The organism is Cognatundibacterium luofuense (genome assembly GCF_018139685.1).
GTDB classification, from domain to species: domain Bacteria; phylum Pseudomonadota; class Gammaproteobacteria; order Burkholderiales; family Burkholderiaceae_D; genus Undibacterium; species Undibacterium luofuense.
Genome location: NZ_JAGSPN010000002.1, coordinates 87,095 through 109,897, shown reverse-complemented (window position 1 = coordinate 109,897; position 22,803 = coordinate 87,095). Strand labels below are relative to the sequence as shown.

Sequence of the window (22,803 nt, the reverse complement as noted above, 5' to 3'; positions counted from 1 at the left end):
TTCCGGTTTATAGGTCAATTTCACTTTCCATGCGGACAAACAGATCAGCGGCTTCATTGGTCAGTGCCTGCAAATCCGCTTCGCTGATGCCCAGACTTTGCCATGATAGTGCGGAAATGTCGGCATCGCGAATTTCCGTGCTGGCACTTTCGGTAATCGCGTGGGTGATACCGTTCGCCACGTGAATGATGGTGGCAAGAAAGCCGGCACCGGGCCGTTCCGGCTGATGGTGGTAGGCAATTGCATGGGTCATTTCTTCGGAGAACATCCACGCGCGCGCCAGCGCTTCGCCGACTGCCGCATGATCGGTGCCGAGTATGTGACGCTCTGCAAACAATTGCTGTAATTGTTTTTCTTCCTGATGCCGCAATACTTCGGCGTAGGCATCACTGTGACTGCTGACCAGCACCAGCGTGCCGATGTCGTGCAATATGCCTGCAGTGCCAGCGACGACGGGATTGAATTTCAGGTGCTTTGCCAGCAAGCGGGCAACAATCGCCACCAGATTGGAATGTCGCCAGAATTGCAGATGGCTGAAGCCGGGGCAATTATTTTCGGGAAAGCAGCCGGTCAGCGCGGCACTGATAATGATTTGTCTGACCTGATTTAAACCCAGCAGGCTGATCGCCTGATCAATGGTGGTGACTTTCACCATGGTGGTGTAATACGCAGAATTGGCAAAACGCAGGGTCTTTGCGGTCAGCGCCAGATCGCGTGACACTTTTTCTGCCAGTTCGCGCACATCCACATCGTCCTGATCGATGTTGTTCAGAATATCCATCACCAGACCGGGCAGACTGGGTAAGTCCTGAATGTCTTGCGCAATTTGTTCGCTTGTCAGTTGAACCATAAACACCTCCGGAAAACAGTATTACTGAAAACCACGGGCGATGCGATTGCGCGGCGGAAAAGGGTGTTTGTTTGTCGGTTTTGTACGACGAATAAGCGAGGTCAGAAAACGAAAAACGCCGAAAACATGCTGTACGACAATGTTTTCGGCGTTTCAGATGTGATGCGGGCTGAATGTCGGGCTGGTGATTCCGTCTTGCGGTTTATTCTTGCTGTACGCGTTTGGCGCTGATGCTGGATTTCACTTTTTCCAGCATATCAATTGCTGCCGGTCCGCGCAGTAATGTCACGGCAACCGCCAGTGCATCGATATAGGTCAGATGGGCGAGGCGGGATGTCATCGGTGTGTATACATCCGGATCTTCCTCCACGTCCACACTCAGATGCACATCCGCCAGATCCGCCAGCGGGCCGCCGCTGGCACACAGCACCAGTACACGCGCACCGGCATTTTTGGCGATCTGCACACTGTGGATCAGATCGCGGGTGCGGCCGGTGCGGGAAAACGCCACCACGACACAATCACTGTTCAGTAACGAGGCAGACTGCGCCTGCAAGTGGGCATCGCAAAATACTGTAGTCGGAATGCCGAAACGGAAAAATTTCAGTTGCGCATCGGTGGCCAGTGCGCCGGAATAGCCGAGGCCGTAACATTCAATCCGGCGTGCACGCGCCAGCAGATTCACAGCCGCTTCGAAATTCGGAATATTCGCGTTATTGCGCGCTTCCATCAGTGCAGCGATGGTGCGGTCAAACACTTTCGGTAATACATCACGTACCTGATCGGCCTGATTCACATCCAGATGCAGATACGGAATGCCGGTTGCCAGGCTCTTCGCGAATGCCAGCTTGAACGATTTGAAACCATCAAAACCCAGACTTTGGGAAAAACGGGCCACGGTTGGTTCGCTGACATCGCAGGCCTGTGCGAGAACGCGGATCGACATTTCCAGCGCATCATGCGGCTTTTGCAGCAGAAATTCTGCCACCTGCCGTTCAGCGCGGCTCAGTGCCGTACTGGCAATGCGGATGCGGGCCAGCAAGCCTTTTTCATTCGGCGGGGAAGAGCGGGTATCGGTCAGCGAGGTTGCCATCGTCTTTTTCTTATGCGCAGATTGATCGTGAAACCGGTAGAGGGAAGCGGAATTGTAACCGCCCCGGACAGGGAAAGAAACCTGCTGTCAGGGATGGCTGACAGCAGGTTGCAGTGTCATGGACACCAGAACACATCAACGGTACAGCCAGCGGCACGTACCAGCCCAGCGACCGGTAAATCGGCTGCGTTTTCCAGAACCTGACGTTTTTCAGCGCCGCTGATCACCAGCCAGAGGCGACGGGTATTCACCAGACGCGGCAGCGACAAAGACATGCGGCACTGACGGGTTTGCGGATGCAGCGCTGCCAGACAATCGAGATCGTCATGCTGCACCGGTGCGCCGGGAAACAGGGAGGCGACATGGCCATCGGCTCCCATGCCGATCAGTACAGCATCAAATGCCTGTGGCAATTGCTGTTGCAAACGCTGATGGATGGCGGAGGTTGCAATTTCCGGTGTGCTGGCAGCATCTTTCAGTGAAACCAGCGTTGTTTGCCCTTTATCCATGCTTTGTTCAAAGCAGCGACGGAATAAACCCTCATTGCTTTGCGCATCAGCATCGGTGACCCAGCGCTCATCGGTCGCTACCAGTTTGCACAGTGCAGGCGTTTTATTTTGCGCCAGCAAGGCATCCAGTTTGCGATACACCGGCGATGGCGTGGAACCACCAGCCAGTGCAAAACTGCTGCCGCTGCATGCCTGCTGAATCAGGCTCAGCCATTGCTCGCTGAGTGCTGTACTTAGTGCGTCAAAGTTGTCGAATGTGTGCCACTGCAAGTCGGGCTGCACCGCCGGATTAGCCTTCAACATATTCTTCTCCCCAGGCTGCACCGTGCTGTGCCAGCAGATAGCTGGCGGCAACCGGCCCCCAGCTGCCTGCGATATACGATTTCAAACCTTCGCTGTCGTTCTGCCATGCCTGCAGAATAGGATCAACCCAGTTCCATGCCGCCATCAGTTCATCGTCGCGGACGAACAGGGTCAGATCGCCGCGCATCGCGTCCAATAACAGACGTTCATACGATTCCACGCGGCGTGAGGTGGACACTTCAGCAAAATCCAGATCCAGTGCGACTTCCGATAAGCGGATGCCTTCGCCCGGTTCTTTAGCTTTCATGAACAGCTTCACGCTTTCTTCCGGCTGCAAGGAAATCACCAGACGGTTAGAGCGCATCGGGCCTTGTCCATTGCCGAAAATCGAATACGGAATCGGTTTGAAGTTGATGGTAATTTCCGCACTGCGGGTCGCCATGCGTTTGCCGGTACGCAGATAGAACGGTACGCCAGCCCAGCGCCAGTTATCAATTTCAGCGCGGATAGCGACAAAAGTCTCTGCGCGCGACGCGGACGGAACACCCGGTTCAGTCTGGTAGCCCGGCACGGCTTTTCCATCAACCGCACCTGCACGGTACTGACCACGCACTGTCTTTTTGGACACCTCTTCCGGTGTGAATTTGTGTAAAGCACGCAAGGCTTTGACTTTTTCATCGCGGATAGAATCCGGATCAGCATTCACCGGCGGTTCCATTGCCACAATCGATACCAGTTGCAGTAAATGGTTCTGAATCATGTCGCGCATGGCGCCGGTCTGGTCGTAAAACTCGCCCCGGGACTCAACGCCGACTTGTTCAGAAATCGAAATCTGAACATCCTGAATCCACTTACGGTTCCACAGCGGTTCGAGAAAAGAGTTCGCAAAACGCAGCGCCAGCAGGTTTTGCACCATTTCTTTACCGAGATAGTGATCAATACGGTAAATCTGATTTTCCTGCAGATACTGGCGCAAAGCCTGATTGATTGCCAGCGCTGACTGACCATCGCGGCCCAGCGGTTTTTCAACCACCACACGTGCGTTACCGGAAGTCAGTCCATGCGCATGTAATTGCTCGACAACGGGAATAAAGATGTTCGGTGCTGTTGCCAGATAGAACAGAGTAGGGTTGTCTTCGCTGGCGGGAATCTGAGCGCGCAAACCATCGAAATCTTCGGGGATGCGGGCATCGACTTTCTGATAGTAAGTCACGTCCAGAAAGGCGGCTAGTTTTTCAGGCGTACCACCGGAAACTTTGCCGCCAAACTGGGCAATAGCGTCCGCTACACGCTGACGGTATTCCGCACTTTGCAATCCTTCCCGCGCAGCACCGATGAAGCGGAACGAGGCATCCAGCCTGTCGTTCACAAAGGCACTGTACAGCGCCGGAATAATCTTGCGCCGGGCCAGATCGCCGGTGCCGCCGAAAAGAACAAAGGTGGTCATATTGTCTCCACAGAGAGTTGGCTGTGCTGTTCAACCGGCTTGCCGGCATGGCGTTCCGGTGCTTTTTCAGTGTTTGAATTATGCCAGAAAAAAATCAAAAATGTAGTTTCTTTACGTTTTTGTGGTTTTATTTCTGTAAATTTATCGGTTAAATCGACAATTCTGAAAGTTTGTTACGTAAATTTCTGAATTTGTGCTATCGTTCTGTCAGCTGATCATCAGAATTTTTACGCAAACCGATCAGGTGCAGCAGCTCAACCGGTTTGCGTGAACATTTTGATCTTCCGGGCAGTAACCGCTGCCAACAGCATAGGTGAGTTAAATGACAACTACCACAACTTCCGGTCTCCACCCAGTGATCCAACAGGTCACGCAACGTATTACAGAGCGCAGCCGATCGCTGCGCTCTGCCTATCTCGAACAACTCCGTCAGTTCAAAGGCCGCGGCCCGCGTCGCAGCAGTTTGTCATGCGCTAATCAGGCACATGCAAATGCCGCGATGGACAGTAAATCGAAAATCTGGCTGGCGCAGGCGCAGAAACCGAATATCGGTATCGTGACGGCTTACAACGATATGTTGTCTGCGCATCAGCCTTATGAAGGCTATCCGGAACTGATTCGTCAGGCTGCATTAAAAGCCGGTGCCACGGCGCAGGTTGCCGGTGCAGTGCCGGCAATGTGTGACGGCGTGACGCAAGGTCGTCCGGGCATGGAGTTGTCCTTGTTCTCGCGCGATGTAATTGCGCAGGCAACGGCGGTTGCCTTATCGCATGACGCTTTTGATGCTGCCTTGTGCCTTGGTATCTGCGACAAAATCGTACCGGGCTTACTGATTGGTGCACTGGCTTTCGGCCACTTGCCGGTGATCTTTGTACCTGCCGGTCCTATGGGTTCCGGTTTGTCGAATAAAGAAAAAGCGGCAGTGCGTGAACGTTATGCGCAGGGCAAAGCGACCAAAGAAGAATTGCTGGCAGCAGAAAGCGCGGCTTACCACAGCGCCGGTACATGTACGTTCTACGGTACTGCGAACAGTAATCAGATGCTGCTGGAAGCAATGGGCCTGCATTTGCCGGGTTCCGCTTTCGTGCATCCGTCCAGCCCGTTGCGTAATGCACTGACTGAAGCCGCGACCGAGCGCATTGTGCAGCTGACAGAAATCGCCGGTGATTACACGCCTATCGGTGAGCTGGTAAATGAAAAAGCCATCGTGAATGCACTGATCTCGCTGCTGGCAACCGGTGGTTCGACTAATCACACCATTCACTGGATTGCTGTCGCACGTGCGGCCGGCATTCTGATCGACTGGCAGGACTTTGATGAACTGTCTTCCGTGGTGCCGCTGCTGGCGCGCGTTTATCCGAATGGCACTGCAGACGTGAATGCCTTCCAGGATGCCGGTGGCCCTTCATTCGTGATTCGTGAACTGGTGAACGCCGGTCTGATGCACGGTGATGTGATGACTGTATTCGGCAAACAAGGCTTGCATGGTCATGCAGTAACACCGTCGCTGGGTGAAGATGGTCGCGTGCAATGGGATGCGCTGCCGGAAGTGTCCGGCGACACCAGCGTACTGCGTCCGGTTGCGGAACCATTTGCACCGACAGGTGGATTGCGTTTGCTGCAGGGTAATCTTGGTCGTGCGATTGTGAAAGCCTCTGCCGTGCCGGAGGATGCATGGATAATCCGCGCGCCGGCAGTGGTGTTTGAATCACAGGATGCACTTGTTAACGCGTATAAGGCGGGTGAACTGAATCGTGATTTTGTGGCAGTTGTAATTTATCAGGGACCACGTGCTAACGGTATGCCGGAGCTGCATCAGTTCACACCGGTGCTCGGCAGCCTGATGTCTGCCGGACATAAAGTTGCGCTGGTCACCGATGGCCGTATGTCCGGAGCTTCCGGCAAAGTACCGGCAGCGCTGCATGTCAGCCCGGAAGTGGCGCAAGGCGGCCCGCTCGGTAAAGTGCGTGACGGCGATCTGATTGAACTGAATGTGCATACCGGTGAATTGCGTGCATTAGTAGATGAAGCCGAATGGAACAGCCGCGCAGTGCGCTCCGCAAAACCGGATACAACAACAGGCTTTGGCCGTGATTTGTTTGCTGCCCAGCGTCTGGTAGTGACCAGTCCGGAGCAGGGTGCAAGCACTTTATTTATCGATACCGCTGTCTGATGCCGGTAGCCGCTGCGCACAGCTCCCCCTGTGTGCAGCGGATCACCGTGCGGGGAAGACAGAACAGGAGACATGATGAGCAAGCAACTCAATGAAATTACCGCGCAACTCGCAGACGTAAAAGTATTGCCGATTCTGGTAACCGATGATGTCGATCAGGCGATTCATTGTGTGAATGCGCTGGCGGCAAATGGTTTGCCAGCCGTGGAAATCACACTGCGGACACCGAATGCGATGACGGTGCTGAAAGAAGTCGTGAAAGCCTGCCCGCAAGTCACCGTTGGTGCAGGAACCATTCTGACACCGGCGCAACTGGATGCGGTGCTGGCTACCGGTGCAGCGTTCGGTATCAGTCCCGGCATTACGCCTGTGCTGGCTGCAGCAGCGCGTGACAGTGCTTTGCCATATTTTCCGGGTGTCGGCAGTGCCAGTGATCTGATGCTGGCGGTGGAGCACGGTTTCAAAGTTGTGAAGCTGTTTCCGGCCGATCTGGTAGGTGGCGTCAAAATGGCGAAAGCACTCGGCGGTCCGTTCCCGGATGTGAAATTCTGCCTGACCGGTGGTGTGACGCTGGAAAGCACGCCGCAAATGCTGGCGCAGCCTAACGTATTGTGTGTCGGCGGTTCCTGGATGTGTCCTGCACCGCTGATCAACGCTGGCGACTGGGCGCAAATCGGCCAGCTGGCTGCCGCTGCAGCGGCTGCAGGCCGGCAAAGCTGATCTCTGAATTCAGGCAACTCCCTTCAGGGCGTTGCCTTTTTTTTGTGTTGAACCTGTTTTTTCTTCCCGGATTGTACTGACTATCATGGCTCATTCTGTTTCCCGTACGCCGCTCTGGTGCCTGTTGCAACAACGTGCTACCCATATGCCCAGCCTGAAAGATTTGTTTAAAGCGGATCCGCAACGCTTTAACCATTTTTCCGCCTCGGCCTGTGGCATTCTGCTCGACTATTCCAAACAGCGCATGGACACGACGGCGAAACTGAATTTGCTGGCGCTGGCAAGACAACAGCAAGTCGAGCAGCGCCGTGATGCCATGCTGCGCGGTGAAGCAGTCAATCACACTGAAAACCGGGCCGTACTGCATACGGTATTGCGTTTGCCGAAAGAAGAATCCTTCATGCTGAATGGTCAGAATATCGCGGCAGATGTGCATGCGGTACTGACGCAAATGCGTGAATTTGCGAATGCGGTAAGGGAAGGGCGCTGGCTCGGATATACCGGTAAACCGATACGTACGATTGTCAATATCGGTATCGGCGGTTCCGATCTGGGGCCGCAAATGGCGTGTATCGCACTGGCGCCGTGGTCGCAAAAGAATTTATCGCTGCATTTTGTCTCGAATGTGGATGGCCGTCATGTGGCGGACGCGCTGGCAAATGCAGATCCTGAAACGACTTTATTCGTGGTGGCATCGAAAACCTTCACCACGATGGAAACACTGACTAATGCGAAAACCGCCCGTGAATGGATGCTGGCGCATGGCTGCCCAACTGATCAGATTCGTCAGCATTTTGTGGCGCTGAGCACCAATGTCAAAGCTGCAGAAGCCTTTGGTATTGCGGCAGAAAATGTATTCCCGTTCTGGAACTGGGCAGGTGGCCGTTATTCGATGTGGAGTGCGATCGGTTTGTCGATTGCACTGTACATTGGCCCGGATCGTTTTGAAGAAATGCTGGCCGGTGCGCATGAAATGGATTTGCATTTTGCACATGCGCCGCTGGAGCAGAATCTGCCAGTGCTGATGGCGCTGATCGGTGTCTGGAATATCAACTTCCTCGGTTTGCAGGCTTTGTCGATTGCACCGTATCACCAGCGTATGACGCGCTTACCGGCGTATCTGCAGCAGCTGGAAATGGAAAGCAACGGTAAATCCGTGACCCGCGAAGGTCAGCGTGTGGATTATTCGACTTCTGCGATTCTGTTCGGCGAAGCCGGTACTAATGGTCAGCATGCTTACTTTCAGTTGCTGCATCAGGGCGCAACGATTATTCCTACTGATTTTATTGTGGTTGCAGATGATGATGCCGGTCTGGCCAGCCATAATCAGGCTTTGCTGGCGAACTGTTTTGCGCAGTCCAAAGCGATGGCGTGGGGTAAAACGCTGGAAGAAGTGCGTCAGGAGCTCGGCGACCAGCCGGATCATGTGCTGGCGCACCGTGTGTTTGAAGGTAACCGTCCGACCTCCACGCTGATGTTAGATGCGCTGACACCGCGTTCGCTGGGTGCGCTGATTGCCTTGTATGAGCACAAAGTGTTTGTGCAATCGGTGATCTGGGATATCAATGCCTTCGATCAGTGGGGCGTGGAACTCGGTAAATCGCTGGCGCAGCAACTGATCAGCCTTGATCCTGCAGCGGTGCGCGAGCCGGAAGACAGTTCCACCCGTGGCTTATTGCAAGCGGTGGCGCGCAGTCAGAAACTGCGGCGCGTCGCCTGAATGTAAGTCTCACGTCAAATTCCTTTTTTAAGCTGATTTCTGCAGCAAACGGATTTGTGGTGTCAATGACACCCGAATTGGTTTGTTGCGGTGCACACACGCGTCGATAATTTTCATCTGTGCGTTGATTGTCCTCCTTTACACTTTGCCATGAATGCTCACTTAACTCCGGCCCTTAAAATGAAAGAACTTCAAGACGATAAAGATCAGAGCCTGCGTGATGATATCCGCCGCCTCGGTCGTATTCTGGGTGATACAGTCCGCAATCAGCATGGTGATGAGGTGTTTGACAGCATCGAAACCGTACGTCAGTTATCGGTGCGTTTCAGCCGGGATGCGGATGTGTCGGCACGCACCACGCTGGAAGCCACACTGGATGGCCTCAGCAATGATGCGATGACACAGCTGATCCGCGCATTCAGTTATTTTTCGCATCTGGTGAATATCGCGGAAGATCAGCACCACATCCGCCGCACCCGTGCGCACCAGATCGCCGGTTCTGCGGCGCGTCCGGGCACGCTGGCTTACACGATTGATGCACTATATGCATCCGGCCGCAGCAGCGAGGAAATCGGCCAGTTTTTTGATACTGCCAGCGTGGTGCCGGTACTGACTGCGCATCCGACCGAAGTCCAGCGTAAAAGTATTCTGAATTGCCAGATGGTGATTGCACGCTTGCTCGATGAGCGCGACCGTATGCAGTTAACCCCGGAAGAGCAGGAAGCGAATGATGAAGCGTTGGGACGCGCGGTGCTGACGCTGTGGCAAACCCGGATGCTGCGTACCTCCAAATTATCGGTGCTGGATGAAGTGGAAAATGGTCTGAGTTTTTACGACTACACCTTCCTGCGCGAATTGCCATCACTGTATGCCGGTCTGGAAGATGTGCTGCGCGCCCGCGATCCGGCCTTTGCCCAAAAAGAATTGCCAAGCTTCATGAAAATGGGCAGCTGGATCGGCGGCGACCGTGACGGCAATCCGTTTGTGACGGCCGACGTGCTGGAAAAAACGCTGGCAATGCAGGCCAACCGCGTTTTCCGTTTCTATCTGGAAGAATTGCATACACTGGGTTCGCAATTGTCGATGGCAACCCTGCTGGTGAATGTGTCGGATGATTTGCGCGCACTGGCAGAAAGTTCGCCGGATCATTCGCCGCACCGTTCGGATGAACCTTATCGTCTGGCGATCAGCGGCATTTATGCGCGTCTGGCGGCAACCTACACCGGTTTACTTGGTGCGCATGCAGTGATTCCGCCTAGCGGCCCGGCAGCACCGTATGACAGCGCCGAAGCACTGGCAGCTGATCTGGATATCATTCACCAGTCGCTGGTGGAAAACGGTTCCGCCAAAATTACCCGTGGCCGCCTGCGTCATTTGCGCCGTGCAGTGCGCGTTTTCGGCTTTTATCTTGCACCACTGGATTTGCGTCAGAACTCGGATGTGCATGAGCGCGTCGTGGCTGAACTGCTGCGCGCCGCAGATGCATCGGTGGATTACCTGAGTCTGGATGAAGAAGGGCGGATTGCCTTACTGTGCCGCGAAATCGCATCGGCGCGTCCGCTGGTATCACCTTATCTGACATATTCCGACGAAACTCGCTCCGAACTCGCCATTTACCGTGGTGCGGCGCTCGCGCATCAGCGTTATGGTCGTCAGGCAGTGCCGAACTGCATCATCTCTAAAACGGACGGCGTTTCCGACATGCTTGAGCTGGCGCTGTTGCTGAAAGAGTCCGGCTTGCTGCATCCGCAGGAAGGTCGCCTGGATGTGAACATCATCCCGCTTTTCGAAACCATCGGCGATTTACAGCACAGCGCCACCGCGATGGACCGTTTATTCAGCCTGCCTGAATACGCACGTTTCCTGCCAAGCCGCGCGCAGGCGCAGGAAGTCATGCTCGGTTATTCCGACAGTAATAAAGACGGCGGTTTCCTGACTTCCGGCTGGGAGTTGTACAAAGCAGAGCTGGAACTGATCAAAGTATTTGAAAAACACGGCGTCCGCCTGCGCCTGTTCCACGGTCGCGGCGGTTCGGTTGGCCGTGGCGGCGGTCCTAGCTATCAGGCGATTCTGGCGCAGCCGGCCGGTGCGGTGCAGGGCCAAATTCGCTTGACCGAGCAGGGTGAAGTGATTACTGCCAAATACGGCAATCCGGAAGTTGGTCGCCGCAATCTGGAAGTGCTGGCTGCTGCGACGGTGGAAGCCAGTTTGCTCGCGCATCAGGAACCGGCACCGGAAGCCGCGTATCTGGCGGCCATGGAAGAATTATCTGCTGATGCATTCCGCGCTTACCGCGATCTGGTCTATGAAACCGATGGCTTTGAACAGTATTTCTGGGAATCGACCGTGATTTCTGAAATCGCCGGTCTGAATATCGGCAGCCGTCCGGCTTCGCGTAAAAAGACCACCGCGATTGAAGATTTGCGCGCTATTCCGTGGGTATTCAGCTGGTCACAATGCCGGCTGATGCTGCCGGGCTGGTTTGGCTTCGGCACGGCAGTACAGCGTTATCTGGAAAAACATCCGGATACCGGCCTCGCAACTTTGCAAGCCATGTTCAAAAACTGGTCTTTCTTCGCGACGGTGCTGTCGAATATGGAAATGGTGCTGGCGAAAAGCGATATCGGTATCGCCAGCCGTTATGCGCAACTGGTGCGCGATCCGGCGCTGCGTGACCGCATTTTCCCGCGCATGCAGGACGAACACAGCCTGACCATTGCGGTGCTGAAACAAATCTCGGGTCAGAATGAATTGCTGGAAGCCAATCCGCTGCTGGCACGCTCGATTCGCAACCGCTTCCCGTACATGTCCCCGCTGAACCATGTACAGATCGAATTGCTGCAACGCTTCCGCGAAGGCGACGCAGACGAACGCGTCCGCCGCGGTATCCACCTGACCATCAACGGCATCGCCGCCGGCTTGCGCAACAGCGGTTAAACCCGTTCAGGCGATGCCGTCAAAACGCTGCTCACGGAAGCGTGTGAGCAGCGTTTTTTTATGGCTCTCTCAGTCTCAAAACGGTTGTATTTGTGCAAATATCGTCATCTGCCATTTCCGGAGAGCCGGACTTTCTGCCGACGACCGCCGGATCGCTGTGCTGAACGCCGCATTTCGGGCATTTTTGAGTAAAAACAGGCGGTTCTGCAACTGACCTGGTCCAGGCCAGCGAAAATCTGTGTGAACCGTAAATAAAAACACCGCTGTCCGGATGGAGGAGCGGTGTTTTTTTTGTGCAGCAAATGGATCTGCTGCATCTGTGTTCAGGTCGCAAAGGTTGCGCTCAGAAGGCTTTCTGAATGCCGAACGAGACGCTGGTGATTTTACTGTTTTGTTCCATAAAGCGAATCTGGCGAGTTTCGATTTCGCCGCGTACTGCGACCAGATTGGTGATTTTATAGGCCAGACCAACGCCAACCATCGGGCTGAAGCGGTTGCTTTTCTCTACGGTAGCGCCATTGGTTTCCTGCGGGCTGAAGCGGGTGTAAGTCACGCCGAATTTGCCGAATGTCACCAGATTGTTTTGCACCATGAAACGGCGCAGACCGGCGACTTCGGTCTGGTAGCTGCGGAAACGCCATTGTCTGGTGGTTTCGGTGACGTCAGATAACTTACTGAAACGTCCTTCCACGCTCCAGTCCTGGCCCAGATCGTAGCCCAGTGTCAGATGCAGATCTGGCTTGCTCGCGTTGCAAGTGTCGGTGCAATTTAAGGACCAGGAAGTTTTGCCTGCACCAATGCCAGCGTACACTTGCGCGCTTGCGGTATGACTGAGTAACAGACTGGCGGCGGCCAGCAAAACGGAGCGGATGAGTTTGTTCATATACGATTGCCTGTGCATGTTTCAACGCGCGTAAGCCTAATCGGAATAATGATGCAAAGCAATAATTTTGCGATTTCAGGTTGTTGTTTCTCAGAATAATAAGCCGCCGCCTTTGCGGAACAGGGCGATATCGACAAATCCCGAAATCCGGTTTTGCTGTTCATCCGGTGTCATCAGAAATCCGCCCAGATCGATCTGATTGCGTTGCGCCGTAACGCCGGCGAACATGTCGCGCCCGCCGCGGCCATTTTGCATGGCACGGCTCAGGGTTTTTGCAACCAGAAAACCTTCGAAGGTCAGAGAAGACAGTTCTTCGTCACGGAATTTCTTCATCATATTGCTGTGATCAATCTGCACGACCGACTTTTTTCCCAGCGGATTTGGCACGACCTGGGAAAACACCGTCCATTCGAGTGAGCCGCGTCCCGCCAGTTCTGCAACTGTATCCAGATTGGTCAGCGACAAGCCGGCGACAAACACTTTGGGCGCGGAACGGCGGAAGGATTTCAGAAATAAGCCGGTCGCCACGGTATCGGCGACGGTGATCACAATATTCGGATTGCCGGCGGCCAGTTTCGCCGATTCGCGATGCAGTTCGTCGGGATTGCCGGTAATTTTAACGACACCGCTGAGCGTCATTTTGCGTCGCTGAATTTCGCTGACAACATACTGGTACATGTCGTGATTCACACTGTTTTCCTGCAGCGCGATACCAACCTGACGAATGCCGAGTTTGTCGAAGTAAGAAAAAATGTACTGCATTTCCTGTTCTGCACTGGGGCGCCAGTACACAACACGGCCGCCATATTGTTTCTGTACGCCTGACAAAGGGGCAAACAGGCTGATCTTACTTTGCTGAAATGCAGGTGTCGCAACGACGGCATCGACCGTTGATGCGCCAATGCCGCCGATCAGAAAGTCGGCTTTATCACGCTCTATCAGTTCCGCTGCCAGCTTTGCAGAGTTGGCCGGATTGCCCTGATCATCGCGCACCAGATAACGAACCCGCTTGCCGTGAATGCCACCATGGCTGTTGATGCTGTCGAAGAAGGTCGTGATACCGGCCACATAATCGCGGCCTACTGCAGCATTCGGTCCGGATAAATCGATTGCCTGACCGACGATAATCAGATTGTCCTGTGCGCTGACGTGCGCGGGAAGCAATACAGCCAGAATCAGGAGGAAAAAACGGAATACAGTGGTGGAGAGTATCTTCAACATGATGCGTGGAAACCGGGAATTGAAACAAGCCCCGAAGTTTGCCGATCAAATATGACCTACCAGTGACGGTGGCATTTCGCCACGGAAATTTGATGCTTTGCAGCACAGAAATCTGCTTTTATTTTGAGCACAGCCCTTCAGAAGGTGGTGAATCGTGACGTTAACTGAGACGTACAGATCAGGAGTAATGTCATGGACGTCACCGGAATTGCGAAATTGTCTACAACATTGGCGGATGTTGGCAACGCACAGGCGGTCAGCATTGCTGTTCTCAAAAAAGCCAATGAAATTCAGACCGAAAGCGCCACTGCACTGATTGAGGCGATACCGAATAATCAGGCAACCAGTAATCTGCCTTCCCATTTGGGTCGCAATATCAACACGACCGCCTGAAAAACGGTTTTGCAGTCACTTAAAAATGCGGCATTTGCCGCATTTTTTTATGCTCGTTCGCAGAATGCACATGATCTGACGCAAGCGAAAATACTGCTGATGGCGGATAATGCCGCTGCATTGAATTTTCAGGAATATGTATGGAAAACACAGAATGGGGTTGGTCAGACCGCTTGAAGCTGAGTTATGGCCCGATGGATGAAACGCATGTGGAATTCGTTACCTTGTGCGCGGCACTTGGCAAAGGAACGCCGGACACCTTTATCGAGCGGCTCGACGCGCTGATTGCGCACTCGATTGAACATTTCGAGCAGGAAAATCGCTGGATGGAAGAAACGAATTTCCCGCCAGTTGGCTGCCACAAACAAGAGCACGATTCTGTACTGGAAATTATGCGCGAAGTCCGCAGCCGCTATCTGGCCGGCGAAACAGATCTGGGACAAAAACTGGCAGAAGAGTTGCCACACTGGTTTGAGCACCATGTGGACACAATGGATAATATGCTGGCGCGCTTTATGATCGCGTGGAATGCAACGCCGGCGCCTGCTGCTGAGCAAACGCCTGCTTAAGCAATCAATGCTTATTCGGTGACCGTAATCCGGATATCACCGATCTGTACTACCTGGCCGGCACGGATTTTGGCGGTTTTACGCAATTCCTGCTGGCCATCAACCGTCACATCGCCACTCGCCACGATCATTTTTCCGGCGCCACCACTATCGCAAACTCCCGCGATTTTTAACAGCTGGTTCAGTTCAATGAACTCACCGCGCAGCGGGACGGTAATCTTTTCCATAATGGACTTTCTGAGCAAAAAAGGGTGAAGCATACACCAGAACGGGTCGCATCCGGACAAACCGGCCGGCAATGCTGTGATGGTTTGCAGGGGCGTTATCTGCCTTCTCTTACTTTACACCTTATCGGCCGACCGGTAAGCGCATATCGCAACTGAGTTCAGATATCGCAAAATGATGCAGGGTTTGAGCAGGATAGGTATGATGCGCAACATTGTTTACTGCAATTTGCGGAAATTTTTTTCAGTTTAAAGGAGTGATAAATGAATCAGCAGGCAATGATTGCAGCCGTACTGGCAGGTCTGATCACTGCGGGTGCGGCAGAAGCTGCAGATGCACCGGCGAAATCCAAGTCCGAGCGTTGCTACGGTGTTGCAAAGGCCGGGCAGAATGATTGCGCCAGCAAAGATGGTTCTCATGGCTGTGCAGGGCAGGCGACTAAGGATAATGATCCGAATGAATGGAAAAAAGTACCAGCCGGTACTTGCGAAAAACTTGGCGGTAAGACGGACCCGAAAGATAAGGGGGCTAAAGTAATGGAAATGAGTAAATAAACCGGTGTGAATAGCGTCGTTTCAGCGGAAAAGATGGCTGCTTCGCCTCTGCAAGGCGTCGGACTTGGCTTACGTCATGCGCATTATCCGGATTTTCTGAACGCTAAACAGCCAGTGGACTGGCTGGAAGTGCATTCTGAAAATTATTTCGGCGATGGCGGTTTTGATCTGCATGTACTGTTGCGGCTGCGTACAGATTATCCGCTGAGCTTACACGGCGTTGGTTTGGGTATAGGCTCAGCGTCCCCGCTTTCAACGGTGCATTTGTCGCGGCTGAAAGCCTTGATTGAACGTACTGAGCCTGCCGCAGTTTCAGAACATTTATGCTGGAATGCGGCTGGCGGGGTATATGCCAATGAACTGCTGCCTTTGCCAATGCAGCGCAATTTGCTGGATTGGATGGCTGCCCGTGTGCAGCAGGTGCAGGAGTTTCTCGGGCGGAGCATCGCACTTGAAAACGTGTCTTCCTATATACGGTTTCAGGATGCGGACATGACAGAGGCGGAATTTCTGGTCGAGCTGGCGCGACGTACGGGCTGCGGTGTTCTGCTCGACATCAATAATTTGTATGTGAGTCAATGGAATCACGGCACCGATGCAAAGTCGGAGTTGTTGCATTATCTGACTTTGCCTGCACAGCAAATCACTGAAATTCATCTGGCCGGACATCGGCACAAAACTACATTATTGTTTGATACCCATGACAGGCCTGTGGCGGACCCTGTGTGGGATTTATTCCGTTTTGCCTGTCAGCACGGCGCTGCTGCTGTGCCAGCGATGATCGAGCGTGACGCGGATATTCCGCCGTTGCTGGATCTCCTCCAAGAACTGCAATATATCAGGGAAATTCGGGCAGCTTGCGGGAGTCAGGCATGAAGCAGGATGAAATGCCGGATCTCGGATGGCAGGCTGATTTGCTGAAGGCAATATGTGGCAGCGAATCGCCTGACTTGCACGCTATTCTCGTACCGTCGTATTCGGAAGGTCTGGCTTTATATCGCGACAGCCAGCGGGCCTTGCGCAGGCAAGTGCTCGCGCAGGCTTATCCGGTTATCCGGCAGTTAACCGGCGAGCTTTGTTTTCATTCACTGGCAGATGATTTTGCGTCGCAGATACCATCATGCAGTGGTGATTTGCATCTGTACGGCGACGTATTTCCGCAATATCTGCGACAAAGTCCAGTTGCCGCAGATTTTCCTTATCTTGCCGAAGTTGCGGCGCTGGAGTGGTACATTCATCGTCAGTATTACGCACCGGATATTCCATTGCTGACTTTACCGTTGCTGGTACAGCAGTGTGGAGGTGATGTGGCGCAATTGATGTCTGCCCGAATGCAGCTCGCTGCCAGTGTGCATTTGCTGCGATTGCCGGGAAATGCTGCTGACATCTGGCTCGCACATCAGACTGATCAATTCGATGGCTTGCGCTGGCGCGAAGAACCACAGCATGTGCTGATCAGCAGACCGGAATGGAAGCCGTTAGTTAGCATTATTACTGAAGCGGAATTTCATGCGTTGTCAGTACTGCATCATGGCGCAGCACTTGGTGAGGTGTTGATGTTATTGCTGGATGAGCAGCCTGGATCTGCGGATCTGCTTTTGCAGAGAGTGCAGCAATGGCTGGCGCTGGGTTTATTTTCGGCAGAGCAGGCTGAAAACAACAACTGTCAGACGACTCACTGATTCATCTTCCGGACAGGCTTCACATGGCTCTGTCGGTGTAAAGCGAGGTGCTTTTTTCGACGTCGCAAAAATCCCACAAACGCGAATTCAATTGTGTCAGATTGCAAAATCAGCATAATCAAAGTTATGCTGAAATCGTCTTTTAAAATTGATCGGCAGCGCCTATAATTCGCGCCCTTATGCGGCTTATTTCCGCTTTAGACTTAAGGTTTTTTAATTAAGAGGATTTCCTCTAGATTTGTGCTTTTTACTACCATAGTAAATGTGCCGGTGAGATACTAAACCTGAGTTTTTTGAACGCTCGTTCCATTTAAAGACGGCTGCTTCTGCAAACTTGACTACATAATTCTTAGAGGAGACAACAATGCGTCAACACCACGTCGCGTTATCCCTGCTCGCAACTGCTGTTCTGGCAGCTTGTGGTGGCAGCGGGACACCTGGTCCGACAGTAACTGATTCCATGGCTCGCGGTACTTTGCTCGCAAGCCCGCCAATTCAGGTGCCGATTCCGCAAGCAAACGGCGAAGCACTGCCTAAACTGGAACCAGCCGCATTCGCTGCGAAACTGGAAGCCGGTTCTCCTGGCATCACACAGGTGACAGGTACGCCGAAATGCGCACTGTCTATCTACTACATGAAATATGCAACCGTCGGTGGCGCCAATGAGCCAGCGACGGCAACTGCGGCAATGTACATTCCGTCGGGCTCTGATCCGGCATGTACCGGTCCGCGTCCGGTCGTTCTGTACGCGCATGGCACCACTGTTGAAAAAGCATTCAACATGGCGAACGTGTCCGGCTACGCTGAAGCAACGCTCGCAGCTGCGATCTATGCAGCGCAGGGTTTCATCGTGGTTGCGCCAAACTACGCCGGTTACGATGTTTCCTCCCTGTCTTACCATCCTTACCTGAACGCTGAACAGCAAGCGAACGACATGGTTGATGCCATGCGTGCTGCACGTAAAGCATTCCCTGTGATCGGTGCGCAGGATTCCGGCAAACTGATGATCGCTGGTTACTCTCAGGGTGGTCACGTTGCACTGGCAACGCAAAAAGCAATGCAATCCACTTACTCTTCTGAGTTCAAAGTGACTGCAACTGCTGGTATGTCCGGCCCTTATGCAATCAGCACAATGGGTGATGCAATTTTCGCAGGCAGCCCGAATCTGGGTGGTACAGCGTTCCTGCCTATGATCACAACCGGCTGGCAAAAATCTTACGGTGGTCTGTACAACACTCCGAGCGATATTTATGAAGATAAATACGCAACCGGTATCGAATCTCTGATTCCTGGTCAGTACACACTGAGCGATTTGTTCACTTCCGGCAAACTGCCGCAAACAGCGACATTCGCAAAAGATTCGCTGCCTGGCCCGACATCTGCACAATTTGCAGCATTCTTCGGTGACGGCAACCTGATCAAAACATCGTTCCGCAATGCTTATCTGGCTGATCTGCAAACGAACAAATGTGGCGCAAATCCTCTGGATCCGCTGAACTGCACACCGGCACATCCGTTCCGTAAAGCAGCACTGAAAAACGATCTGCGTAATTTTGTACCTGCAAACCCTGTCATGCTGTGCGGCGGTAACGCTGATCCGACAGTGTTCTGGGTGAATACTCAGCTGACTCAGGCATTCTTCCAGGGTAAAGGCTTCCCTGCAGCTGCATTGCCTGTTCTTGACGTTGATTCTGCAGTAACCGGCGCAACGGATCCGTTTGCAGCAGCAAAAGTTGGCTTTGCGACTTCTAAAGCGAAAGTGATTGCAGCGGCACAAGCTGCGGGTCAGAATCCGGCAACCGCTGTTGCCAGTGCATACCATGGCACTCTGGTTCCACCGTTCTGCAATGCGGCAGCACGTGGTTTCTTCCAGCAAGTTCTGGCGCAATCTAACTAATCAGGAGGCCGACAATGAAAGTATTGAAAATTGCAGCAGCAGTCGCCCTGACATTAGCAGCAGGCAGCAGCTTCGCGGAAGATCTGGGTATTACTGTCCGTGCAGGTGTGATCGGCATCGCTTTGCATCCTGAATCTCCTGATTTCAAGAGCAATGGCCCTGAATTCCTGACACCGCAACCAGCTGGTATCACAGTGGGTAACGCGAAAACTCTGTTGTTCGGTGTGACAAAGCGTCTGACTGACCACTGGGATATCGACTTTGTTGCCGGTATTCCACCAGAGCACGAAGTATTTGGCCGTGGCAAACTGGCTCCGTACGGTGTACTGGCGAAGGTGAAACAGCGTGCTCCGACTGTATTCGCGAACTATAACTTTGGTTCTCCGTCGGATAACCTGCGTCCGTTCGTCGGCGCCGGCGTGAACTACACACAGTTCTTTGATGCGAACTCGACACCAGCCAACGATCTGGCAACAGGTGGACCTACTAAGATCAACCTGACCAGTTCCTGGGGTCTGGCAGCACAGATCGGTGTGAACTACAAGCTGACTGAAAAATGGCGTTTGTGTGCTTCCGTTGCAGCTGCGAAAGTAAAAACGGATCTGCGTGCAACAACAGGTAGTATCGACCGCACAACAACAATCGACTTCAAACCGATCGTTGTCACGGTAGGTGTTGGTTACGCATTCTGATGCCAGTCATCTGAAGTAAAAAGGGAGCGTAAGCTCCCTTTTTTATTTGCCATGCAAACATTCAGACAATAATGTTGTTTTGATCCGCCTGTCGCAGCTTTCTGTAACGAATGTCGGTAATGTTTAATTTGTCCTGTTCAATACAGGCGCACAGGCAACCTGATTTCGACCGGATTGCTTTGCGAAGTACAGGGCACTGTCGGCGCGATCGAGTAATTTCTGAAAATCTTCGCCCTCCTGCAATGTTGCGACGCCGAAGGAGCCTGTGATATGCGGCAAAGGTTTATCTGAATCAGTAAAAACCGGTGCGCTGCGCAGGCGCTGACAAAGGCGTTCTGCAACGATGCTGGCTGCGGGTAAATCGGTATCCGGCAAAATCACCAGCATTTCCTCACCACCGTAGCGGGCTGCAAAATCTGTCGGGCGCAATCCCGAGTTCAGCACCTTTGCCGCCGCTTGTAATGCATCGTCGCCACGCAGATGGCCGTAGGTATCGTTAAAGCGTTTGAAATGATCCAGATCGACCATCACAATGCTCAGCGGCTGATTGCTGCCCAGTGCAGCCTGAATTAATGATGGTAATTGCTGGTTCAGCCATGCGCGGTTATGGAGGCCGGTTAAACCATCGACCATCGATAACTGGCGGTAAAACTCGCCGACTTTTTTACGGCTGCGGATTTGCGCATTGGCAGCTCGAATCCGGAAAGACAGCAATTGCAGCAAATTTCTTGCTACGCCGTTTGATTCGTCGATCAGTTGCCACACAATGCCGGACTCAATCACCAGCAGCATGCTGTCTTGAATCGCGGATACCGTTGCGGAATGAATTTCTTCATCCAGTACGGAAATTTCTCCGACACATTCACCGGGTAAGTACTGGGTGATGGTATTTTCCAGATGATTACCATCTTCGTTGAGCATGGTGACACCAAGCGCGCCACTGAGCACAATATAAAGACGGGAACCAGCGCTGCTGGCATCCAGTACCGTTTGCCCGGCACGGGCACGGACAATTTCGCACTCCTGAATCAGGTGGCGGATGACGCCCAGATTGTTATCTGAAATATTTCTGAACAGTTGTATGGCTTCCAGCGGGTATTCAAGATGTTTAAACGTATTGACGCGTTCTAAAACCGTTTTGTCCAGCAGCATAAAGAATCAGATCTGAAGTAAATCGAAGGTCGCCAGCGCGTGCATTTCTGTCTCGCGGAAAACCTGCAGGCATTCTGCCTCTGTCAGCGCTAGGGTATCCCATGCGTGAGTGCTCAGCAAGGGCAGTGTGGCTGTAGCGTCCCCACAAAGATCAAGTGCAGTCACGAAAGCATCTGCAAGATGAACAACTGCCGCCAGTAACTGATGCGGGTCTTCCGGTGGCGTGCTGAAATGAGAAATGGCGTCGGTGATGGTATCCGCGAATTGCCACTGATGCGCGAGTGCGGCGCCCGCGTCAATCACGGTCAGCGGAATATCACCTTCCGGCATTGTGCGTTGCAGACCCGGATGCAGCAATAAAACCAGATCGCCGCAACGGTGCAGCAAGCCAGCTGTGTAAGCGTAACCGTGCTTCATATTGCGTGTACGTGCGATGGCTTTGGCGCAAAATGCTGTTGCGATACTGCGTCGCCAGAGCAGGGTCAGTGCTTCCGCAGGTAATTGTGAGGCGGGATTGTGGTGGCTGGTGACTGCCGCCATTTGCAGCAATTGCTTGCTGCCCAGCAGTGCCGCAGCCTGATCCGTTGTCACGACTTTGGAGTTCGCGCCAAAGTGTGATGCATTGGTTAAACGCAGTAGTTTAGCGGTCAGTCCGGGGTCCAGTGCAATCAGGCGACTGAGCTCTGCAGGCTCTGCCGTATCGCGTTTGCCAGCTTCGTGCAGCAAACGTAATACGCCGGGCATGACCGGCAGCGTTTGCAATTCTGACAGGGCCGGAACAGGATCAAACGTCGCTGCGCTGTTCATGACTGACTCCGGTAATGCTGAATAGCGAGACGCAACTGCATCGCTGCCTCTGAATTGCCGGCAGTACTGAATAAATGATTCAGCCGGTGCGTCAGTTGTTGCGGATCAGCAGTGACTGCTTTGGCTGGCGTCTGAATACTCAGGATGCTGACGCCGTGATCCTGCAAATGCTGCAGGTGATTCACTGTCAGGGTGGCACCGGCTGGTAATAACACCATCCCGTGCTGATCCGTGACCGCCTCGGCCAGTTGCTGGCCGGGCTTGGCTTTGGACAGAACGATATACGAGCGTGCATTCATCGCTTGCCTTTCGTATGCGCTGAGTTGATGTTCTTGTCATCATACTCTGACTGTGCAGGCTTGCGTAGGCGCATTTCGTACCGGATTTTTGCCGATCAGCTCAGTCGCGGTGGCCGTGATGCCCGTGGTGATGGTGGTGCGGACGGTGATGTCTGTCTTCCCAGCGCTCTTCACGGTACTCCTGCCGCCATTCCGGCACGCGACGCCACAAGTGACCATATTGTTGCTCTACATACACATGCTGCGTGTATGGTGTGCGGCTGGATAAACGGATGTTGTAACCGCCGGAACGGTAATCAACACGGATATACGACGGCAAATACGCGCTTTCCACCCAGCGCGACCGTTCCGGCCAGTACCAGGTGCGGAAACGCGGCGAGTAATAGACTTGCTGCGCCGGGTAATACACATACTCATAGGTGATTTGCGGTGGCGGGTTATAACCGGAGTAACTCCAGTTATCCCATTGCTGGGCGGAAGCCGTGCCAGTGTGCAGTGCGCTGGCCAGCAGCGCGGCAGTCAGGAGTGCGAATCGCATCATGAACTCCGTAAATAAAATCGGGATATGCCCTTAACGGCGCAGGTCCGCATCCGGCTGACAGAATGTATGGCCGGATCACAGCAGTCAAAAAGGCTGTTCCCGCAGCACAGTTTCGTTATACATTGGCGGTTTTGAT

General features: G+C 53.3%; 22 protein-coding genes. 11 read left to right on the top strand and 11 right to left on the bottom strand.

The genetic code is table 11. The features are described from left to right. Positions 1-7: 7 nt before the first annotated feature. The 4 genes from KDM89_RS03955 to zwf all read right to left on the bottom strand — a co-directional run bounded on the left by KDM89_RS03955 (position 8) and on the right by zwf (position 4,202). Entirely contained in the window at positions 8-850 is an 843-nt protein-coding gene (locus KDM89_RS03955) for an HDOD domain-containing protein (RefSeq protein WP_189355476.1), read from the bottom strand. Between the two features lie 202 nt (positions 851-1,052). Further along, positions 1,053-1,943 carry an SIS domain-containing protein gene (locus KDM89_RS03950; RefSeq protein ID WP_189355475.1) on the bottom strand — a complete coding sequence of 297 codons (891 nt, stop codon included), beginning with the start codon at positions 1,941-1,943 and terminating at the stop codon, positions 1,053-1,055. 116 nt (positions 1,944-2,059) lie between these two features. Beyond that, positions 2,060-2,755 carry a 6-phosphogluconolactonase gene (locus KDM89_RS03945; RefSeq protein WP_212686657.1) on the bottom strand — a complete coding sequence of 232 codons (696 nt, stop codon included), beginning with the start codon at positions 2,753-2,755 and terminating at the stop codon, positions 2,060-2,062. Then, the gene (zwf, locus tag KDM89_RS03940; RefSeq protein WP_212686656.1) at positions 2,742-4,202 is read right to left on the bottom strand and encodes a glucose-6-phosphate dehydrogenase; all 1,461 of its coding nucleotides are present in this window, start codon (positions 4,200-4,202) and stop codon (positions 2,742-2,744) included. The genes KDM89_RS03945 and zwf overlap by 14 nt, the downstream gene beginning before the upstream one ends. A gap of 322 nt (positions 4,203-4,524) precedes the next feature. On the opposite strand from zwf, the gene edd reads away from it, so the two are divergent. The 4 genes from edd to ppc all read left to right on the top strand — a co-directional run bounded on the left by edd (position 4,525) and on the right by ppc (position 11,752). Next, positions 4,525-6,375 (top strand): phosphogluconate dehydratase, encoded by a 1,851-nt coding sequence (edd, locus tag KDM89_RS03935; protein ID WP_212686655.1) that lies wholly within the window; start codon positions 4,525-4,527, stop codon positions 6,373-6,375. A 75-nt stretch (positions 6,376-6,450) separates the two neighbouring features. Further along, on the top strand, positions 6,451-7,095 hold the full coding sequence (gene eda, locus KDM89_RS03930; RefSeq protein WP_212686654.1) for a bifunctional 4-hydroxy-2-oxoglutarate aldolase/2-dehydro-3-deoxy-phosphogluconate aldolase: 645 nt from the start codon (positions 6,451-6,453) through the stop codon (positions 7,093-7,095). Between the two features lie 85 nt (positions 7,096-7,180). Then, positions 7,181-8,815 carry a glucose-6-phosphate isomerase gene (pgi, locus tag KDM89_RS03925; RefSeq protein WP_212686653.1) on the top strand — a complete coding sequence of 545 codons (1,635 nt, stop codon included), beginning with the start codon at positions 7,181-7,183 and terminating at the stop codon, positions 8,813-8,815. A 180-nt stretch (positions 8,816-8,995) separates the two neighbouring features. Next, positions 8,996-11,752, top strand: coding sequence for a phosphoenolpyruvate carboxylase (gene ppc, locus KDM89_RS03920; RefSeq protein WP_230427660.1), 2,757 nt, complete (start codon positions 8,996-8,998; stop codon positions 11,750-11,752). 343 nt (positions 11,753-12,095) lie between these two features. Here ppc and KDM89_RS03915 read toward each other — a convergent pair whose 3' ends face one another. Next, positions 12,096-12,635, bottom strand: coding sequence for a porin family protein (locus KDM89_RS03915; protein WP_212686651.1), 540 nt, complete (start codon positions 12,633-12,635; stop codon positions 12,096-12,098). A 90-nt stretch (positions 12,636-12,725) separates the two neighbouring features. Beyond that, positions 12,726-13,856: an ABC transporter substrate-binding protein gene (locus tag KDM89_RS03910; protein ID WP_212686650.1), complete on the bottom strand. Its 1,131-nt coding sequence runs from the start codon at positions 13,854-13,856 to the stop codon at positions 12,726-12,728. Positions 13,857-14,048: 192 nt separating this feature from the next. On the opposite strand from KDM89_RS03910, the gene KDM89_RS03905 reads away from it, so the two are divergent. Both KDM89_RS03905 and KDM89_RS03900 read left to right on the top strand, forming a co-directional pair. Then, the gene (locus KDM89_RS03905; RefSeq protein WP_212686649.1) at positions 14,049-14,249 is read left to right on the top strand and encodes a YjfB family protein; all 201 of its coding nucleotides are present in this window, start codon (positions 14,049-14,051) and stop codon (positions 14,247-14,249) included. Positions 14,250-14,389: 140 nt separating this feature from the next. Beyond that, the gene (locus tag KDM89_RS03900) at positions 14,390-14,818 is read left to right on the top strand and encodes a hemerythrin domain-containing protein (RefSeq protein ID WP_212686648.1); all 429 of its coding nucleotides are present in this window, start codon (positions 14,390-14,392) and stop codon (positions 14,816-14,818) included. A gap of 11 nt (positions 14,819-14,829) precedes the next feature. Here KDM89_RS03900 and KDM89_RS03895 read toward each other — a convergent pair whose 3' ends face one another. After that, positions 14,830-15,045 (bottom strand): RNA-binding S4 domain-containing protein, encoded by a 216-nt coding sequence (locus tag KDM89_RS03895; protein ID WP_212686647.1) that lies wholly within the window; start codon positions 15,043-15,045, stop codon positions 14,830-14,832. 261 nt (positions 15,046-15,306) lie between these two features. Here KDM89_RS03895 and KDM89_RS03890 point away from each other — a divergent pair, with 261 nt between their 5' ends. The 5 genes from KDM89_RS03890 to KDM89_RS03870 all read left to right on the top strand — a co-directional run bounded on the left by KDM89_RS03890 (position 15,307) and on the right by KDM89_RS03870 (position 19,868). Continuing rightward, positions 15,307-15,597, top strand: coding sequence for a BufA1 family periplasmic bufferin-type metallophore (locus KDM89_RS03890; RefSeq protein ID WP_212686646.1), 291 nt, complete (start codon positions 15,307-15,309; stop codon positions 15,595-15,597). Between the two features lie 33 nt (positions 15,598-15,630). After that, a complete protein-coding gene (bufB, locus tag KDM89_RS03885; protein WP_212686645.1) occupies positions 15,631-16,473 on the top strand; it encodes an MNIO family bufferin maturase in 843 nt (280 codons plus the stop codon). Further along, complete coding sequence (locus KDM89_RS03880) at positions 16,470-17,279, top strand: HvfC/BufC N-terminal domain-containing protein (RefSeq protein WP_212686644.1); 810 nt, start codon at positions 16,470-16,472, stop codon at positions 17,277-17,279. Before bufB ends, KDM89_RS03880 begins: the two co-directional genes overlap by 4 nt. Before the next feature lie 364 nt (positions 17,280-17,643). Continuing rightward, a complete protein-coding gene (locus KDM89_RS03875) occupies positions 17,644-19,176 on the top strand; it encodes an alpha/beta hydrolase family protein (RefSeq protein ID WP_212686643.1) in 1,533 nt (510 codons plus the stop codon). Between the two features lie 14 nt (positions 19,177-19,190). Beyond that, entirely contained in the window at positions 19,191-19,868 is a 678-nt protein-coding gene (locus KDM89_RS03870; protein WP_212686642.1) for an OmpW/AlkL family protein, read from the top strand. A 123-nt stretch (positions 19,869-19,991) separates the two neighbouring features. On the opposite strand, the gene KDM89_RS03865 is transcribed toward KDM89_RS03870, so the two are convergent. The 4 genes from KDM89_RS03865 to KDM89_RS03850 all read right to left on the bottom strand — a co-directional run bounded on the left by KDM89_RS03865 (position 19,992) and on the right by KDM89_RS03850 (position 22,664). Continuing rightward, positions 19,992-21,020 (bottom strand): GGDEF domain-containing protein, encoded by a 1,029-nt coding sequence (locus KDM89_RS03865; protein WP_212686641.1) that lies wholly within the window; start codon positions 21,018-21,020, stop codon positions 19,992-19,994. 6 nt (positions 21,021-21,026) lie between these two features. After that, positions 21,027-21,827 carry an HDOD domain-containing protein gene (locus tag KDM89_RS03860; protein WP_212686640.1) on the bottom strand — a complete coding sequence of 267 codons (801 nt, stop codon included), beginning with the start codon at positions 21,825-21,827 and terminating at the stop codon, positions 21,027-21,029. After that, positions 21,824-22,126 carry a hypothetical protein gene (locus KDM89_RS03855; protein ID WP_212686639.1) on the bottom strand — a complete coding sequence of 101 codons (303 nt, stop codon included), beginning with the start codon at positions 22,124-22,126 and terminating at the stop codon, positions 21,824-21,826. The genes KDM89_RS03860 and KDM89_RS03855 overlap by 4 nt, the downstream gene beginning before the upstream one ends. Positions 22,127-22,226: 100 nt before the next feature. Then, the gene (locus KDM89_RS03850; RefSeq protein WP_212686638.1) at positions 22,227-22,664 is read right to left on the bottom strand and encodes a hypothetical protein; all 438 of its coding nucleotides are present in this window, start codon (positions 22,662-22,664) and stop codon (positions 22,227-22,229) included. Between the last annotated feature and the right edge of the window lie 139 nt (positions 22,665-22,803).

Coding starts and splice junctions, on each gene's coding strand:
- edd (WP_212686655.1), top strand. CDS start 4,525: ATGACAACTACCACAACTTCCGGTCTCCACCCAGTGATCCAACAGGTC.
- bufB (WP_212686645.1), top strand. CDS start 15,631: ATGGCTGCTTCGCCTCTGCAAGGCGTCGGACTTGGCTTACGTCATGCG.
- KDM89_RS03955 (WP_189355476.1), bottom strand. CDS start 850: ATGGTTCAACTGACAAGCGAACAAATTGCGCAAGACATTCAGGACTTA.
- ppc (WP_230427660.1), top strand. CDS start 8,996: ATGAAAGAACTTCAAGACGATAAAGATCAGAGCCTGCGTGATGATATC.
- KDM89_RS03870 (WP_212686642.1), top strand. CDS start 19,191: ATGAAAGTATTGAAAATTGCAGCAGCAGTCGCCCTGACATTAGCAGCA.
- zwf (WP_212686656.1), bottom strand. CDS start 4,202: ATGACCACCTTTGTTCTTTTCGGCGGCACCGGCGATCTGGCCCGGCGC.
- KDM89_RS03895 (WP_212686647.1), bottom strand. CDS start 15,045: ATGGAAAAGATTACCGTCCCGCTGCGCGGTGAGTTCATTGAACTGAAC.
- KDM89_RS03855 (WP_212686639.1), bottom strand. CDS start 22,126: ATGAATGCACGCTCGTATATCGTTCTGTCCAAAGCCAAGCCCGGCCAG.
- KDM89_RS03910 (WP_212686650.1), bottom strand. CDS start 13,856: ATGTTGAAGATACTCTCCACCACTGTATTCCGTTTTTTCCTCCTGATT.
- KDM89_RS03850 (WP_212686638.1), bottom strand. CDS start 22,664: ATGCGATTCGCACTCCTGACTGCCGCGCTGCTGGCCAGCGCACTGCAC.
- KDM89_RS03880 (WP_212686644.1), top strand. CDS start 16,470: ATGAAGCAGGATGAAATGCCGGATCTCGGATGGCAGGCTGATTTGCTG.
- KDM89_RS03865 (WP_212686641.1), bottom strand. CDS start 21,020: ATGCTGCTGGACAAAACGGTTTTAGAACGCGTCAATACGTTTAAACAT.
- pgi (WP_212686653.1), top strand. CDS start 7,181: ATGGCTCATTCTGTTTCCCGTACGCCGCTCTGGTGCCTGTTGCAACAA.
- KDM89_RS03915 (WP_212686651.1), bottom strand. CDS start 12,635: ATGAACAAACTCATCCGCTCCGTTTTGCTGGCCGCCGCCAGTCTGTTA.
- KDM89_RS03900 (WP_212686648.1), top strand. CDS start 14,390: ATGGAAAACACAGAATGGGGTTGGTCAGACCGCTTGAAGCTGAGTTAT.
- KDM89_RS03875 (WP_212686643.1), top strand. CDS start 17,644: ATGCGTCAACACCACGTCGCGTTATCCCTGCTCGCAACTGCTGTTCTG.
- KDM89_RS03890 (WP_212686646.1), top strand. CDS start 15,307: ATGAATCAGCAGGCAATGATTGCAGCCGTACTGGCAGGTCTGATCACT.
- KDM89_RS03945 (WP_212686657.1), bottom strand. CDS start 2,755: ATGTTGAAGGCTAATCCGGCGGTGCAGCCCGACTTGCAGTGGCACACA.
- KDM89_RS03905 (WP_212686649.1), top strand. CDS start 14,049: ATGGACGTCACCGGAATTGCGAAATTGTCTACAACATTGGCGGATGTT.
- eda (WP_212686654.1), top strand. CDS start 6,451: ATGAGCAAGCAACTCAATGAAATTACCGCGCAACTCGCAGACGTAAAA.
- KDM89_RS03950 (WP_189355475.1), bottom strand. CDS start 1,943: ATGGCAACCTCGCTGACCGATACCCGCTCTTCCCCGCCGAATGAAAAA.
- KDM89_RS03860 (WP_212686640.1), bottom strand. CDS start 21,827: ATGAACAGCGCAGCGACGTTTGATCCTGTTCCGGCCCTGTCAGAATTG.